This is a genomic window from Pseudomonas sp. Irchel s3a12, assembly GCF_900187485.1.
Lineage (GTDB): Bacteria > Pseudomonadota > Gammaproteobacteria > Pseudomonadales > Pseudomonadaceae > Aquipseudomonas > Aquipseudomonas neuropathica.
Genome location: NZ_FYDN01000006.1, coordinates 52,931 through 68,868, shown reverse-complemented (window position 1 = coordinate 68,868; position 15,938 = coordinate 52,931). Strand labels below are relative to the sequence as shown.

Annotated in this window: 14 protein-coding genes; 3 read left to right on the top strand and 11 right to left on the bottom strand. The window is 58.2% G+C overall.

Annotation, left to right across the window (positions count from 1 at the left end; genetic code table 11):
• Window positions 1-2 precede the first annotated feature (2 nt).
• The 7 genes from greA to grpE form a co-directional block, all read right to left on the bottom strand.
• Entirely contained in the window at window positions 3-479 is a 477-nt protein-coding gene (gene greA / locus CKW14_RS11800; RefSeq protein ID WP_003221530.1) for a transcription elongation factor GreA, read from the bottom strand.
• A complete protein-coding gene (carB, locus tag CKW14_RS11795; RefSeq protein ID WP_007915231.1) occupies window positions 476-3,697 on the bottom strand; it encodes a carbamoyl-phosphate synthase large subunit in 3,222 nt (1,073 codons plus the stop codon). Before carB ends, greA begins: the two co-directional genes overlap by 4 nt.
• Window positions 3,698-3,822: 125 nt before the next feature.
• Window positions 3,823-4,959, bottom strand: coding sequence for a glutamine-hydrolyzing carbamoyl-phosphate synthase small subunit (gene carA, locus CKW14_RS11790; RefSeq protein ID WP_007915228.1), 1,137 nt, complete (start codon window positions 4,957-4,959; stop codon window positions 3,823-3,825).
• Window positions 4,960-5,216: 257 nt separating this feature from the next.
• Window positions 5,217-6,023, bottom strand: coding sequence for a 4-hydroxy-tetrahydrodipicolinate reductase (gene dapB / locus CKW14_RS11785; protein ID WP_095049709.1), 807 nt, complete (start codon window positions 6,021-6,023; stop codon window positions 5,217-5,219).
• A 9-nt stretch (window positions 6,024-6,032) separates the two neighbouring features.
• Window positions 6,033-7,157, bottom strand: a complete 1,125-nt coding sequence (dnaJ, locus tag CKW14_RS11780; protein WP_016986506.1) for a molecular chaperone DnaJ — start codon at window positions 7,155-7,157, stop codon at window positions 6,033-6,035.
• A gap of 297 nt (window positions 7,158-7,454) precedes the next feature.
• Window positions 7,455-9,371: a molecular chaperone DnaK gene (gene dnaK, locus CKW14_RS11775; protein WP_007915221.1), complete on the bottom strand. Its 1,917-nt coding sequence runs from the start codon at window positions 9,369-9,371 to the stop codon at window positions 7,455-7,457.
• A 102-nt stretch (window positions 9,372-9,473) separates the two neighbouring features.
• Window positions 9,474-10,040, bottom strand: a complete 567-nt coding sequence (gene grpE / locus CKW14_RS11770) for a nucleotide exchange factor GrpE (RefSeq protein ID WP_007915219.1) — start codon at window positions 10,038-10,040, stop codon at window positions 9,474-9,476.
• Between the two features lie 240 nt (window positions 10,041-10,280).
• Here grpE and recN point away from each other — a divergent pair, with 240 nt between their 5' ends.
• Window positions 10,281-11,954 (top strand): DNA repair protein RecN, encoded by a 1,674-nt coding sequence (recN, locus tag CKW14_RS11765; protein WP_095049706.1) that lies wholly within the window; start codon window positions 10,281-10,283, stop codon window positions 11,952-11,954.
• Between the two features lie 75 nt (window positions 11,955-12,029).
• On the opposite strand, the gene fur is transcribed toward recN, so the two are convergent.
• A complete protein-coding gene (fur, locus tag CKW14_RS11760; RefSeq protein WP_003221515.1) occupies window positions 12,030-12,434 on the bottom strand; it encodes a ferric iron uptake transcriptional regulator in 405 nt (134 codons plus the stop codon).
• 97 nt (window positions 12,435-12,531) lie between these two features.
• Here fur and CKW14_RS11755 point away from each other — a divergent pair, with 97 nt between their 5' ends.
• Entirely contained in the window at window positions 12,532-13,059 is a 528-nt protein-coding gene (locus CKW14_RS11755; RefSeq protein ID WP_095049705.1) for an outer membrane protein assembly factor BamE, read from the top strand.
• A gap of 60 nt (window positions 13,060-13,119) precedes the next feature.
• On the opposite strand, the gene CKW14_RS11750 is transcribed toward CKW14_RS11755, so the two are convergent.
• From CKW14_RS11750 to CKW14_RS11740, 3 genes are read right to left on the bottom strand one after another with little or no spacing between them, the layout of a single operon-like run.
• Window positions 13,120-13,434 carry an RnfH family protein gene (locus CKW14_RS11750; RefSeq protein ID WP_095049704.1) on the bottom strand — a complete coding sequence of 105 codons (315 nt, stop codon included), beginning with the start codon at window positions 13,432-13,434 and terminating at the stop codon, window positions 13,120-13,122.
• Window positions 13,427-13,861, bottom strand: a complete 435-nt coding sequence (locus CKW14_RS11745; RefSeq protein ID WP_095125371.1) for a type II toxin-antitoxin system RatA family toxin — start codon at window positions 13,859-13,861, stop codon at window positions 13,427-13,429. Before CKW14_RS11745 ends, CKW14_RS11750 begins: the two co-directional genes overlap by 8 nt.
• A gap of 7 nt (window positions 13,862-13,868) precedes the next feature.
• The gene (locus tag CKW14_RS11740) at window positions 13,869-15,272 is read right to left on the bottom strand and encodes a sodium-dependent transporter (RefSeq protein WP_095125370.1); all 1,404 of its coding nucleotides are present in this window, start codon (window positions 15,270-15,272) and stop codon (window positions 13,869-13,871) included.
• 119 nt (window positions 15,273-15,391) lie between these two features.
• On the opposite strand from CKW14_RS11740, the gene smpB reads away from it, so the two are divergent.
• A complete protein-coding gene (gene smpB, locus CKW14_RS11735) occupies window positions 15,392-15,874 on the top strand; it encodes an SsrA-binding protein SmpB (protein ID WP_007915208.1) in 483 nt (160 codons plus the stop codon).
• The last annotated feature ends 64 nt before the right edge of the window (window positions 15,875-15,938 follow it).

Here is a 15,938-nt window from a genome sequence, read left to right as displayed (position 1 = left end):
TTTCAGATGTGACGGACTTCGACAATCTCGTACTCGATCACGCCGCTTGGCGTTTTCACGGCGACCACATCGCCCTCTTCCTTGCCAATCAAGGCACGGGCCAAAGGCGAGCCGACCGAAATCTTGCCAAGTTTGAAGTCAGCCTCATCCTCACCCACGATGTGGTAAGTGACGCTTTCGTCAGTCTCGACGTTGGCGATTTCGACGGTGGTACCGAAAATCACTTTGCCAGTATGCGGAATGGTCGTGACATCGATGATGACCTGATTCTGAATCCGGCCTTCGATATCACGAATCCGCGCCTCGACCATGCCTTGCTGTTCGCGGGCAGCATGGTATTCAGCGTTTTCCTTCAAGTCACCCAACTCGCGAGCCGTACCAATGTCCTGGCTGAGCTTCGGACGGACGACCTTGGTCAGGTGAGCGTGTTCTTCTTCCAGGGCTTTGGCGCCCTGGACGGTCATTGGGTATTTGATCATGCCTTCAATCCTGCGTGTAGATCCTGCAAGCGGCGCACGGTTTTTTCAGGACCGAACTTCAGCGCTTCACAGATAGCTTCGCCAGCAGCAATAGTGGTTGTGCAGTAAATCTTGTGCTGCAAGGCATTACGACGAATGGAGTACGAATCAGCGATCGACTGACGACCTTCAGTGGTGTTGATGATCAGGGTGACTTCGTCATTCTTGATCATGTCGACCACGTGCGGACGACCCTCGGTCACTTTGTTCACACGGCGCACTTTCAGACCTGCGGCTTCGATCAGCTTGGCAGTGCCGGCAGTGGCTACCACTTCGAAGCCCAAGTTGATCAGATCGCGGGCCACGCCTGCAACCAGTGGCTTGTCGTCGTCACGCACGCTGATGAACGCAGTGCCGCCGGTCGGCAGCACTTCGCTGGCGCCCATCTGGGCTTTGGCGAATGCTTCACCGAAGGTGTCGCCGACGCCCATCACTTCACCGGTCGACTTCATCTCTGGGCCGAGAATCGGGTCAACGCCAGGGAACTTGGCGAACGGGAACACCGCCTCTTTCACGCTGTAGAAGTTCGGGATGATTTCTTTGGTGAAGCCGATTTCTTTCAGGGTCTTACCGGCCATCACGCGGGCAGCGATCATCGCCAGGGAGACACCGATACACTTCGACACGAACGGTACGGTACGGGAAGCGCGCGGGTTGACTTCGATGACGTAGATGTCTTCGCCTTGCAGCGCCAACTGCACGTTCATCAGGCCGACAACGCCGAGTTCCAGAGCCATTTTCTTGACCTGTTCGCGCATCTCGTCCTGGATGTGCGCCGGCAGCGAGTACGGCGGCAGCGAGCACGCTGAGTCACCGGAGTGAACGCCAGCCTGTTCGATGTGCTGCATGATCGCGCCAATCACCACATCTTTGCCGTCACAGACCGCATCCACGTCCATTTCGATGGCGCAGTTGAGGAAGTGGTCGAGCAGCACAGGGCTGTCGTTGGACACTTGCACCGCGTCACGCAGGTAACGCTTGAGCTCGTCTTCCTTGTAAACGATTTCCATCGCACGGCCGCCCAGTACATAAGACGGGCGCACCACCAGCGGATAACCGATCTTCGCGGCAGCACGAACAGCTTCGTCTTCGCTGCGCACGGTGGCGTTTGGCGGCTGACGCAGGTTCAGGCGCTCAACCATTTGCTGGAAACGCTCACGGTCTTCAGCGCGGTCGATGGCGTCCGGGCTGGTGCCGATGATCGGCACGCCAGCGGCTTCCAGGGCACGAGCCAGTTTCAGCGGAGTCTGACCGCCGTACTGGACGATCACGCCTTTCGGCTTCTCGACGCGGCAGATTTCCAGCACGTCTTCCAGAGTTACCGGTTCGAAGTACAGACGGTCGGAAGTGTCGTAGTCGGTGGAAACGGTTTCCGGGTTGCAGTTGACCATGATGGTTTCGTAGCCGTCTTCGCGCAGGGCGAGAGCAGCGTGAACGCAGCAGTAGTCGAACTCGATGCCCTGGCCGATACGGTTCGGACCACCGCCCAGAATCATGATCTTGTCGCGACCCGACGGCGCAGCTTCGCACTCTTCCTCGTAGGTGGAGTAGAGGTAAGCGGTGTCAGTGGCGAACTCGGCGGCGCAGGTGTCAACGCGCTTGTAGACCGGGAACACTTCCAGCTTCTGGCGATGAGTACGCAGGTTCTTCTCGGTCACGCCCAACAGTTTGGCCAGACGCTGATCGGAGAAGCCTTTACGCTTGAGCTTGAACATCAGGTCGCGGTCGATAGCGGACAGACCGAGGGTCTTGACCTTCTCTTCTTCCTTGATCAGATCTTCGATCTGCACCAGGAACCACGGGTCGATCATGTTCATGCCGAAGATGTCTTCGACCGACAGGCCAGCGCGGAAAGCGTCCGCCACGTACCAGATACGCTCGGCGCCCGGCACGGTCAGTTCGCGCTTGAGCACGCTCATGCTTTCCGGGTTGCTCAGGTCGAGCTTCTCGTCCAGACCGCAAACGCCGACTTCCAGACCGCGCAGGGCTTTCTGCAGGGATTCCTGGAAGGTACGGCCGATGGCCATGACTTCACCAACCGACTTCATTTGCGTGGTCAGGCGTGCGTCAGCCTTGGCGAATTTCTCGAAGGCGAAACGTGGCAGCTTGGTGACGACGTAGTCGATCGACGGTTCGAAGGACGCCGGGGTCTTGCCGCCGGTGATGTCGTTCGACAGTTCGTCGAGGGTGTAACCCACAGCCAGTTTGGCCGCGACTTTGGCGATCGGGAAACCGGTGGCTTTCGAAGCCAGTGCCGAGGAACGCGATACGCGCGGGTTCATTTCGATCACGACCATACGGCCAGTGTTCGGGCAGATACCGAATTGCACGTTGGAGCCGCCAGTCTCGACGCCGATCTCGCGCAGTACCGCCAGGGAGGCGTTACGCAGGATCTGGTATTCCTTGTCGGTCAGGGTTTGTGCTGGAGCAACGGTGATCGAGTCACCGGTGTGCACGCCCATCGGGTCGAAGTTTTCGATCGAGCAGACGATGATGCAGTTGTCCTTTTTGTCGCGGACAACTTCCATTTCATATTCTTTCCAGCCGATCAGCGATTCGTCGATCAGCAGCTCTTTGGTCGGCGACAGGTCCAGACCACGGGCGCAGATTTCTTCGAACTCTTCACGGTTGTACGCGATACCGCCACCGGTGCCGCCCATGGTGAAGGACGGACGGATGATGCACGGGAAACCCAGGGTTTCGAGAACCGCGTTGGCTTCTTCCATGCTGTGGGCGATACCGGAACGCGGGCACGCCAGGCCGATGGACTTCATCGCCTTGTCGAAACGCGAGCGGTCTTCAGCCTTGTCGATGGTGTCAGCGTTGGCGCCGATCATTTCCACACCGAACTTCTCCAGAACGCCTTCGCGCTCCAGATCCAGGGCGCAGTTCAGAGCAGTCTGGCCGCCCATGGTTGGCAGCACGGCGTCCGGGCGTTCTTTTTCGATGATCTTGGCAACGGTCTGCCACTTGATCGGCTCGATGTAGGTCGCGTCGGCCATGTCCGGGTCGGTCATGATGGTGGCCGGGTTGGAGTTCACCAGGATGACGCGGTAACCCTCTTCGCGCAGGGCTTTACAGGCCTGGGCGCCGGAGTAGTCGAATTCGCAGGCCTGGCCGATAACGATCGGGCCAGCGCCGAGAATCAGGATGCTTTTAATGTCTGTACGTTTTGGCATGGGTTTGTCACTCAAATCCGCAGGTCAGTCGGCAAGCCGTCTTGATCGATTTCTGAAGTCCCGAGGGGGCCGCCGGTGTCGGGGCCGCCCTCGAGGGCTTCTCTCTACAGTCTCAAGGCGAACGCTTAGCGTCGCTTGGCCATCTCGTTGATGAAGCGGTCGAACAGTGGCGCGACATCGTTCGGGCCCGGGCTCGCTTCAGGGTGGCCCTGGAAGCTGAACGCGCTCTTGTCGGTGCGCTCGATGCCTTGCAGGGTGCCGTCGAACAGCGATTTGTGGATCGCACGCACGTTGGCTGGCAGGGTTTCTTCGTCTACCGCAAAACCGTGGTTCTGGCTGGTGATCATCACGACGCCAGTGTCCAGATCCTGCACCGGGTGGTTGGCACCGTGGTGGCCGTGGCCCATTTTCAGGGTCTTGGCGCCGGAGGCCAGAGCCAGCAGTTGGTGACCGAGGCAGATGCCGAATACCGGAATTTCGGTTTCCAGCACTTCCTTGATCGCCTTGATCGCGTAGTCGCATGGCTCTGGATCACCAGGGCCGTTGGACAGGAACACGCCGTCCGGCTTCAGTGCCAGCACATCAGCGGCAGGCGTCTGCGCAGGTACGACGGTGACGCGGCAGCCGCGCTCAACCAGCATGCGCAGGATGTTGACCTTGACGCCGTAGTCGTAGGCAACCACGTGGTAAGGCAGCTCGGAAGCGTCGATGGTCGCGTGGCTGTCGGTTTTCAGATCCCAGACAGTCGAGCGCCACTCGTATTGAGTCTTGGTGCTGACGACTTTCGCCAGATCCATGCCTTTCAGGCCCGGGAAGCCTTGCGCAGCGGCGATGGCCGCTTCTTCGGAGATGTTGTCGCCGGCCATGATGCAGCCGTTCTGTGCGCCTTTTTCACGCAGGATGCGGGTCAGGCGACGGGTGTCGATACCGGCGATTGCCACAACGTTGTTGGCTTTCAGGTAGTCGGACAGGGACATCGTGTTACGCCAGTTGCTCGCTACCAGCGGCAGGTCACGAATGACCAGGCCAGCGGACCAGACGCGGTCGGACTCGGCATCTTCCGGCGTGGTGCCGGTGTTGCCGATGTGCGGGTAAGTCAGGGTAACGATCTGTTGGGCGTAGGAAGGATCGGTAAGGATTTCCTGATAGCCGGTCATTGCGGTGTTGAACACCACCTCACCAACGGTTTGACCGTCGGCACCAATGGCTTCGCCGCGAAAAATGCTGCCATCAGCAAGGGCAAGTATGGCTGGCTTAGTCAAGAAGACCTCCCGTAAATAACGCATGAAAGGGCGATCGCAGGTTGTAAAAAAGCGGAGTGACGTATGGACACGTCACCCCGCTTCTTCACTGAATTATTCTGCGCGCTTTTAGTGGACACACTAAAGCTGTAGCTTACAGAAAAAGGCTTTTTTGGTCCACCGCTAAAGAGCCTAAAAGGCCGGAGAATGCGACAGGTCGTCGCCGAGCGGAAAAAAACCAGCGCAAACAGGGCGTTTGCGCCGGGTTCAGCAGTGTATCAACGCAGGTCAAGCACGTCTTGCATGTCGTACAGACCCGGCTCGCGACCATCCAGCCACAGCGCGGCACGCACCGCGCCCTTGGCGAACGTCATACGGCTAGACGCCTTGTGCGTGATCTCCAGGCGCTCACCTTCGCAGGCGAACAACACGGTGTGATCACCCACCACATCACCACCACGCACGGTGGCGAAGCCGATGGTTTCACGCTCACGAGCGCCGGTATGACCCTCACGACCGTACACCGCGACTTTCTGTAAATCACGATCAAGCGCACTGGCAATCACTTCACCCATGCGCAACGCCGTACCCGACGGCGCATCGATCTTGTGCCGGTGATGGGCTTCGATGATTTCGATATCCGCCTCATCACCCAGCACGCGCGCCGCCATGTCGAGCAGTTTCAGCGACAGATTGACGCCGACACTGAAGTTGGCCGCGAACACGATCGGAATATCTTTGCCCGCGTCGGCCAGCAACTGCTTCTGCGCCGCGTCCAGCCCGGTGGTACCAATGACCATGGCCTTGCCGGCCTTGCGGCAGAACGCGAGGTTTTTCAGCATCACTTCCGGCAGCGTGAAGTCGATCAACACATCGAACTCTTCAGCCACAGCTTCGATATGCCCGGACAGCGGCACACCGATACGCCCCAGCGAGGCCAGCTCCCCCGCATCGACGCCGATCAGCGTGCTGCCAGGACGAACCACGGCGGCGGTCAAACCGGTCAGCGGCGCGCGCTGCTGCACGGCCTCGACCAGAATCTTACCCATGCGCCCAGCAGCGCCCATCACAGCTATACGTCGCATGCCGACTCCTTACAGATCGCCGAAGAAGCGCTTCACACCGTCGAACCAACCGGTGGTTTTCGGCGAGTGGCTATTGTCGTCGGCCAGCGAGCTGCGGAATTCTTCCAGCAGTTCGCGCTGACGACGATTCAGATTGACCGGAGTTTCCACCGCAACGCGGCACATCAAATCGCCCGCACCGCCGCCACGTACCGGCGCCACGCCTTTACCGCGTACGCGGAACTGCTTGCCGGTCTGGGTGCCTTCAGGGATTTTCAGTTTGACGCGACCGTCGAGGGTCGGAATTTCCAGCTCGCCGCCCAGCGCCGCATCAACGAAGCTGATCGGCACTTCGCAGAACAGATGCTTGCCATCGCGCTGGAAGATGTCGTGCTCGCGGACATTGATAACCACATACAGGTCGCCCGTCGGGCCGCCCTGCGTACCCGCTTCGCCTTCGCCGGACAGGCGAATGCGGTCACCGGTATCGACGCCAGCCGGCACTTTGACCGACAGGGTTTTGTACTCTTCAACACGGCCGTCACCGTGGCAGGAGTCGCACGGATCAGAAATGATCTTGCCCTGGCCATGGCAACGCGGGCAGGTTTGCTGCACCGAGAAGAAGCCCTGCTGCATGCGCACCTGACCGATGCCGCCGCAGGTCGGGCAGGTCGATGGCGACGAGCCTTTCTTAGCGCCGGAACCATCGCACGGCTTGCAGTTGACCAGTGTCGGAACGCGGATATTCACCGACGTGCCGCGCACCGCTTCTTCCAGATTCAGCTCCAGGGTGTAGCGCAAGTCGCTGCCACGCTGAGCGCCGCCACGGGAACCACCGCGACCGCCACCGAAGAAATCACTGAAAACATCACCAAAGATGTCCGAGAAGTTCTGACCGCCGAAACCGGCGCCACCGCCACCCATGCTCGGGTCGACGCCGGCATGGCCGTACTGATCGTACGCCGCACGCTTGCTCGAGTCGGACAGCACTTCATAGGCCTCGTTGGCCTCTTTGAACATTTCTTCCGACGCTTTGTCATCGGGATTACGGTCCGGGTGGTGCTTCATCGCCAGACGACGGTAAGCCTTCTTGAGGTCCGCATCGCTTGAGCCGCGCTCAACACCCAACACTTCGTAATAGTCACGCTTTGCCATAAGTCTTCTGCACTCTTGAGGACGTTCGGCAAACCCCTCCTGAGGATGGCCAAACTCGTTGAGCCCCAATACAGGCCCGGACCCAACTCACGTCAATTCAACGATCCTGGTCTTTGTTTCTTGCGGTACTTGCGGCGCGAAAAGCAGGAGCATTCCCGGCCATACCGCCAACATCCGAACCTTGTCGCATGCTGTAAAAATTCGCGTATTCCAGATACGCCAACGCGGGAGCTAGCTCCCGCGCGGCGACATCCTACCAGTCACTGCCTAAAGGCAGTCAACCGGCCGACCAACAACTTACTTGTGGTCTTTGACTTCTTCGAACTCTGCATCGACAACGTCGTCAGCCTTCTCAGCCGATTCGCCTTGCGGGGCTGCGCCATCAGCTGGCTGCGCCTGTTCGGCGTACATCTTCTGAGCAACCGGAGCGGAGACTTTCGACAGCTCTTCAACCTTGGCTTCGATAGCGGCCTTGTCGTCGCCTTTGACAGCGGCTTCCAGAGCAACCACAGCAGCCTCGATCGCAGTCTTCTCTTCGGCGGTGACTTTGTCGCCCGCGTCAGCAATCATTTTGCGCGTCGAGTGAACCAGTGCGTCACCCTGGTTACGGGCAGCGGCCAGCTCTTCGAACTTGCGGTCTTCCTCAGCGTTGGCTTCGGCGTCACGCACCATGCGCTCGATTTCTTCGTCGGACAGACCGGAGTTGGCCTTGATCACGATCGACTGGGTCTTGCCGGTAGCCTTGTCTTTCGCACCAACGTGCAGGATGCCGTTAGCGTCGATGTCGAAGGTCACTTCGATCTGCGGCACGCCACGTGGAGCAGGTGGAATGTCGGCCAGGTCGAACTTGCCCAGGGACTTGTTCTGAGTGGCTTGCTTACGCTCGCCCTGCAGCACGTGAATGGTCACAGCGCCCTGGTTGTCGTCGGCAGTCGAGAACACTTGCGATTTCTTGGTAGGAATCGTGGTGTTTTTCTCGATCAGCGCGGTCATCACGCCACCCATGGTTTCGATACCCAGGGTCAGCGGGCTAACGTCGAGCAGCAGAACGTCTTTCACGTCACCAGCCAGAACGGCGCCCTGAATCGCAGCACCCATGGCAACGGCTTCGTCCGGGTTAACGTCTTTACGAGCTTCTTTACCGAAGAAATCGGTAACCAGCTTCTGTACCAGCGGCATACGGGTCTGACCACCGACCAGAATCACGTCGTTGATCGCGCCAACGTCCAGACCGGCGTCTTTCATGGCGATGCGGCAAGGTTCGATGGTGCGCTGAACCAGGTCTTCAACCAGTGCTTCGAGCTTGGCACGCGAGATCTTCACGTTCAGGTGCTTAGGACCGGTCGCGTCTGCAGTGATGTACGGCAGGTTGACGTCGGTCGACTGAGCGGACGACAGCTCGATCTTGGCTTTCTCAGCGGCTTCTTTCAGGCGCTGCATGGCCAGCGGGTCACCTTTGAGGTTCATGCCGCTTTCTTTCTTGAATTCGTCAACGAGGTAGTCGATCAGACGAATGTCGAAGTCTTCACCGCCGAGGAACGTGTCACCGTTGGTGGCCAGAACTTCGAACTGGTGCTCGCCATCAACTTCAGCGATCTCGATCACGGAAACGTCGAAAGTACCGCCACCCAGGTCATAAACGATCACGGTGTGATCGCCCTTAGCCTTGTCCATACCGTAAGCCAGAGCAGCTGCGGTCGGTTCGTTGATGATGCGCTTTACGTCCAGACCCGCGATGCGGCCGGCGTCTTTGGTCGCCTGACGCTGACTGTCGTTGAAGTAGGCCGGAACGGTGATCACCGCTTCGGTCACGGTCTCGCCGAGATAGTCTTCGGCGGTCTTCTTCATCTTTTTCAGGATTTCAGCCGAGATTTGTGGCGGCGCCATTTTCTGGCCGTTCACTTCAACCCAGGCGTCGTTGTTGTCAGCCTTGACGATCTTGTAAGGGACCATCTGGATGTCTTTCTGCACAACTTCTTCGTCGAAACGACGACCGATCAGACGCTTTACTGCGTACAGGGTGTTGTGCGGGTTGGTTACAGCCTGACGCTTGGCCGACTGACCTACCAGGATTTCGCCATCGTTGGCGTAAGCGATGATCGACGGCGTGGTACGCGCGCCTTCAGCGTTTTCGATAACTTTTGCTTTGCCGTTTTCCAGCACGGAGACGCAGGAGTTGGTAGTCCCCAGGTCGATACCGATAATTTTGCCCATGTTAACTCTCCCGAAACTTTGGATTTTTTTGCCGCAGCAGTGGTGGCTGACTGCGGTAATACTTAAACGCTTGACTTCTAAATGGGGGCCTTGCGGCTAATTTCAAGCCTTCTCGTCAATCGAAGGCGAAATTGGCGCAGGCGCCTTGCTGACCACAACCATGGCCGGACGCAGCAGGCGACCGTTGAGCTGGTAGCCCTTCTGGAACACCTTCAGAACGCTGTTCGGTTCTACGTCGGCGCTTTCTTGCATGGCCATCGCTTGATGCTGAACGGCGTTGAACGGTTCGCCGTGCGGATCGATCGCTTCCAGCTGATAACGCTTGAGGGTGTCGTGGAACATTTTCAGCGTCAGCTCGATGCCTTCGCGCATCGGACGAATGCTTTCGTCGTCCGGGTTCGACAGCTCGAGGCCGCGCTCCAGGCTGTCGACGATCGGCAACAGGTCGCCGGCAAATTTTTCCAGGGCAAACTTGTGCGCCTTCTCGACGTCCTGCTCGGCACGGCGACGGACGTTCTGCAGATCAGCAGCAACACGCAGAGATTGATCCTGCGCGGCGGCCAATTGCTCTTCGAGCACTTGTACACGGGTCGCCAGGTCATCACCCGAACCTTCGGGCGCCTGATTGGCTTCTGGGTTTTGCGTATCTACTGTCTGTTCGTCAGCCATAGAATTCTCCTTTCAATTTCGTCCGCGAGCCTGACTCGCGCTTCTGCCCCGATATATGGGGCCGCAAAATCAGGCTTCAAGGGCCTTCAAACATTAACCCTACAAAAAAGTGCCGAATCCTCATTCCTCGATGCACTAAGCAGATTTGTGGTTCAAGCAAATCGAGCTAAGGGAGGGCATTGTCAGCGCGAAACAAAACACTGTATAAATAACCAGACCTTTAGCTTGGGAGCGGCCTTTATGCTGGTGCACCTGTCCGTACATAACTACGCCATCGTTGAACATCTCGATCTCGAACTTGATCGCGGGATGAGCGTGATCACGGGTGAAACCGGCGCCGGCAAGTCGATCATGCTCGACGCACTGGGCCTGACCCTCGGCGATCGCGCCGACAGCGGTGTGGTTCGTCCCGGCGCCGACAAGGCCGATATCCTTGCGACCTTCGATCTGGCTGACATTCCTGAAGCCAGCACGTGGCTGGCCGAGCGCGATCTGGAGACTGATGGCCCGTGCATTCTGCGCCGGGTGATCACCTCCGAAGGTCGTTCACGCGGCTACATCAACGGCACTCCCTGCCCGCTCGGCGACCTCAAGTCATTGGGCGAGTTGTTGATCGATATCCACAGCCAGCATGAACACCAGTCCCTGCTGAAAACCGATACTCACCGCCGCTTGCTGGACGAGTACGCCGGCGCTACCGACCTGGCCCGCCAGGTTCAGCTCGCCGCCCAGCGCTGGCGCCAGACTCGCCAGGAGCTGGAGCGCCTCTCCAATTCCGGCGACGAACAACGCGCCCGCCATCAATTGCTGAGCTATCAGCTTGAAGAGCTGGAAAACCTCGGCCTCGGTGATAACGAGCTGGAGCAACTGGAGCAGGAACACAAAAACCTGACCAACGCCGAAACCTTGCTGGGCATTTGTCGGCAAGTGGTCGAACAATGCAGCGAAAGCGATTCCGGCAATGTATTGAATGCACTGACCGCCAGCCTTAATCGCCTGTCGAGCGTGAACAATTCCGTTGGCGCATTGGGCGAAGCAAGCAGTTTGCTCACCAGCGCACAGATTCAGGTCGAAGAAGCCGTTGGCGAACTCAATCGCTTCCTAGATAACTTCGATGCCGATCCGGCGCGCCTGCAATATCTGGAAGAACGTCTCGACGCTATTTATACCCTGGCGCGCAAACACCGGATTCAACCCACCGAAGTCGGCGAAATGCAGCAGAAATTGCTGGATGAGATCGAAACCCTCAACGCCAATGACGAATCCATTGAGCGCCTGGGTGAAGAACTGGCCTCCTACGCCCGCCACTATCAGGAGAAAGCCCGAGAACTGAGCGATTTGCGTCATCAGGCTGCCGGCAGTCTCGCCAGTGCTGTTGAGCAGGAAATTCAGCGACTGGGCATGCCGGGGGGACGATTCACCATCGAATTGAAGGCCAACAGCAGCGACGAGTTATTGCCCAACGGGCTGGAGCAGGTCGAATTGCTGGTCAGCGCCAACCCGGGCCAGCCGCTGAAGGCGCTGGCGAAAGTCGCTTCCGGCGGTGAGCTGTCACGGATCAGCCTGGCGATTCAGGTCATCACCGCACAGACATCCCGTGTTCCGACGCTGGTATTCGACGAAGTGGACGTCGGCATCGGTGGCCCGACCGCAGAAATTGTCGGCCAACTGTTGCGCCGTCTCGGCGATCGCGGCCAGGTACTGACTGTCACGCACTTGCCGCAAGTGGCCGCGCAAGGCCATCAGCATCTGTTCGTGCACAAGGTGCGCGGTGAAGAGGCGACGCACACTGCCGTTTCCAAACTGAGCAAGAATGACCGTATAGAAGAAGTGGCACGGATGCTCGGCGGCATCGATCTGACCAAGGAATCCCTGGCCCACGCGAAAAAAATGGTGGTCACTGCCAAGGTTTAGCAATGACAGAAAGCACGAAGGCGACCCTTGGGTCGCCTTCGTTCGTTTCGCGAATGTGAAATTCGCGCGACATGCTTACTTTTTCTTGCGCACGTACAGCACCAGATTGTGATCTACCAGATCAACACCGTGCTCCTCGGCAATTGCCTTCTGGAGCTTTTCGATTTCCGGGCTGACGAATTCGACGACTTCACCGGTTTCCACGTTGACCATATGGTCGTGGTGGCCACCGTCGGCCAATTCGAATACCGCATGGCCGCCGTCGAAGTTGTGACGGACCACGAGGCCAGCCGCTTCGAACTGGGTCAGAACACGGTAAACCGTGGCCAGACCGACGTCCTCGCCAGCTTCCATCAACGCCTTGTAGACGTCCTCGGCACTCATGTGACGCTGCTCGGTGGAGTCGAGCATTTGCAGGATCTTGACCCGTGGCAGGGTCACTTTGAGGCCGGCTTTGCGTAGTTCGCTATTTTCAACCATGGTCAGCTTTCTCGCGATGCTGCTTCGCAGCTTCTCTTAATGCGGGTATGATCGGCGTTTACGTTGTCCCAGCCAAGATAGTGGAAGTCGCCCACCGATGCAAAACACCAAGCTCTTGCTAACCAGTTTCACCTTTGTGGGACTGCTCGCACTCGCCGGTTGTTCATTCCCCGGGGTTTACAAAATCGACATCCAGCAGGGCAATGTCGTCACGCAGGACATGATAGACCAGTTACGCCCGGGAATGACCCGGCCGCAAGTACGGTTTATCATGGGTAACCCTCTGCTTGTCGACACGTTCCATGCCGATCGCTGGGATTATCTGTACAGCCTGCAACCGGGTGGCGGTGAACGCCAACAGGAACGCATCAGCGTTATTTTCAACTCAAACGACCAGCTTGTCAGCCTGTCCGGTGACTTTATGCCGGGCGTAAGCCGTGACGAAGCCATTCTCGGCAAGGACAGTGGCACGACCGTGTCTGCTCCTGCTGAAAACGCCGAGAAGCCAGAACCGGAAAAACCGGTCAAGCCAGGTTCCTTGCTGGATCAGATCCAGAAGGACGTCGATGGTGTGGAAACCGTTCCGGTTCCGACACCTGAGCCGCTGGACACCTCGCCGCAATAATTGGCGAGGCAATAAAAAACCCGGAAATTCCGGGTTTTTTATTGCCTGCAATTTGGCTTTTTACGCGTTTCGAGCCTTGGCTTCGGCAGCCTTGGCTGCTCGCAAGCGTCGAACCTCTTTCGGATCGGCAAGCAATGGGCGATAAATCTCGATGCGCTCCCCTGCCTGAATAACCCGCGAGTCCGGGTCAGCAACTACTTTGCCAAAGATGCCCAGCGGGCACTCCGCCAGATTCAACTCGGGAAACTCGCTAGCGATACCCGATGCAAGCACCGCAGCCCGCACCGTCGCGCCTTCATTGACGCTGAATGAGCGCAATACCTGACGATCCACGGCCGCGTATACCACCTCTATCTCGATCACCGGCTCAACCATGCATCTGCTTGGCGCGCTGGCAGAACGCGTCCACTAGCGTATTCGCAGCCTGATTGAACAGCGGCCCCAACGTCGCGCGCACTAGCGGCCCGGCGTAATCGAACGACAGATCCAGACTGATCTTGCAGGCCTTCTCATTCAAAGCCTTGAACACCCAGACGCCGTGCAACTGATTGAACGGGCCTTCTTCCAGGTTCATTTCAATCGACTGCCCTGGCACCAGCGTATTACGCGTCACGAAATGCTGACTGAGCCCGCCCTTGGCTACGCCAACACTGGCGCGCATATGCTCCGACGAGCTTTCCAGCACTTCCGCCGAGGAGCACCACGGCAGAAATTCCGGGTAGCGCGCCACGTCGTTGACCAGGTCATAGAGAAATTGCGCCGGGTACGGCAGCAACGCCGATCGTTGAATATGTGTCGTCATGTGAGCGTTACTTCCAGAGCTGAGCGGCAAACACTACAAGAATGCCGATGGGCGCCACGTAGCGCATCAAGAACAAAGACAGGGCGAACAGTAGCGGATTGCGGATCGACAACTCGTCGCGTACCGCTTCACGCCCCATCACCCATCCGGCAAACAGCACGAAACACAGGCCACCGAGCGGCAGCATGATCCGTGAGGTGAAGAAATCGATCACACCAAAGAAGTCCAGACCGCTCTGCGCACCCCATTGGTAGAGATGGAACATCCCGCCTTCGTTCACGAAAAATTTGGCTTCCTTCCAGATATTGAAGGAGAACACCGTGCCCAGACCGACGAACCAGCAAGTGAAGGCAAGCCAGAAAGTCACCCACGCGCGGCTGATTTTGGTCCGCTCAACCAGATAGGCAACCATCGGCTCCAGAAGGGAGATCGCCGAACTCCAAGCAGCGATCGCCACCAGCACAAAGAACACCACGCCCATCAACTGACCGAACGCCACGTTACCAAAGGCAAATGGCAGACTGACGAACATCAGCCCCGGCCCTTCGCTAGGGTTCAGGCCTCCGGCAAATACAATCGGGAACAAGGCCAGACCGGCGATCAGCGAAACAAAGGTATCGAGCAGTGCCACGCCGACAACGGTGCCCGACAACGATGAACTCTTCGGCATATAAGCACCGTAGATCATGATCGAACCGACACCGACGCTCAGCGAGAAGAACGCGTGCCCCATGGCCGGCAACAAGCCGTCGAGGACTTTTTCCGGGTGGAAGTCGAACATGAAATGCACGCCTTCCATGAAATGCCCGGTGGTCATGCTGTAACCCAGCAACACCAGAATCATCACGAACAGCAGCGGCATCATGATGCGCAGGCTGCGCTCAAGCCCGGCGACCACGCCCTTGGCGATGACGAAGGCCGACAGCAGCATGAAAATCGTATGCCAAAGTGTCAGACGCCATGGATTGGAGATGACATTGCCGAAATAAGCGCCGACTTGATCGGCTGTGGCGCCCTGGAAGTCGCCGCGACCCATATCGACAATGTAGTCGAGCGACCAGCCGCCGACCACACTATAGAAAGACAGGATCAACAATGCCGTGATCATCCCGGCAAATGCGCCCCACGACCATTTGCCCGAGTGCCCGGCTTCCAGTGCCAGCACCTTCAAGGCGTTCGCCGGACTCTGGCGGGCGCGCCGGCCGATCAGGGTTTCAGCGAGCATGACCGGGATGCCGATCAGCGCGATGCACGCCAGAAACATCAGCACAAAGGCGCCGCCGCCGTAGACCCCGACCATGTAGGGGAACTTCCAGATACTACCCAGTCCCACGGCCGAACCGGTCGCGGCGAGTATGAATACCCAGCGGCTAGCCCAACTGCCGTGGACAGAAACCTTGTCTGTCGACATCGTTTATCACGCCCAAGCGTTAGAAAAAGAGGCCGCATTGTCCGGGATTCACTCAACCTGCTCAAGCACGCAGCATCACCGTAGCCGACGGCGGTTTATCTCCATATAATGCCGCCCCTATGGCTAAACAGAAGAAACACCCAACAGGGACCATCGCGCAGAACAAAAAGGCGCGACACGATTACTTCATCGAGCACAAGTTCGAGGCTGGTCTGGTCCTGGCCGGCTGGGAAGTAAAAAGTCTGCGGGCAAGCAAGCTACAGCTGGTCGACAGCTACGTTCTGCTCAAGGATGGCGAAGCATGGTTGCTCGGCAGCCACATCACGCCTCTGATGACCGCAAGTACCCACGTCATCGCTGACCCGGTGCGCACACGCAAATTGCTGCTCAACCGCCGCGAGCTGGAAAAGCTCGCCGCCGCTGTGCAGCAAAAGGGTTACGCCTGCGTCTGCCTGTCCTGGTACTGGAGCAAGCACATGGTCAAGTGCGAAATTGCTCTGGGCAAGGGCAAGAAGGAATACGACAAGCGTGATACCGAGCGCGAGCGCGATGCCGGTCGTGAACTGCAGCGTGCGGTGCGCAACAAGGGCAAGGAAGACTAGTCTTCCCCCCCTTTAAAGCAAAGATCGCAGCCTGCGGCAACTCCTACAGGGAAATACATATTCC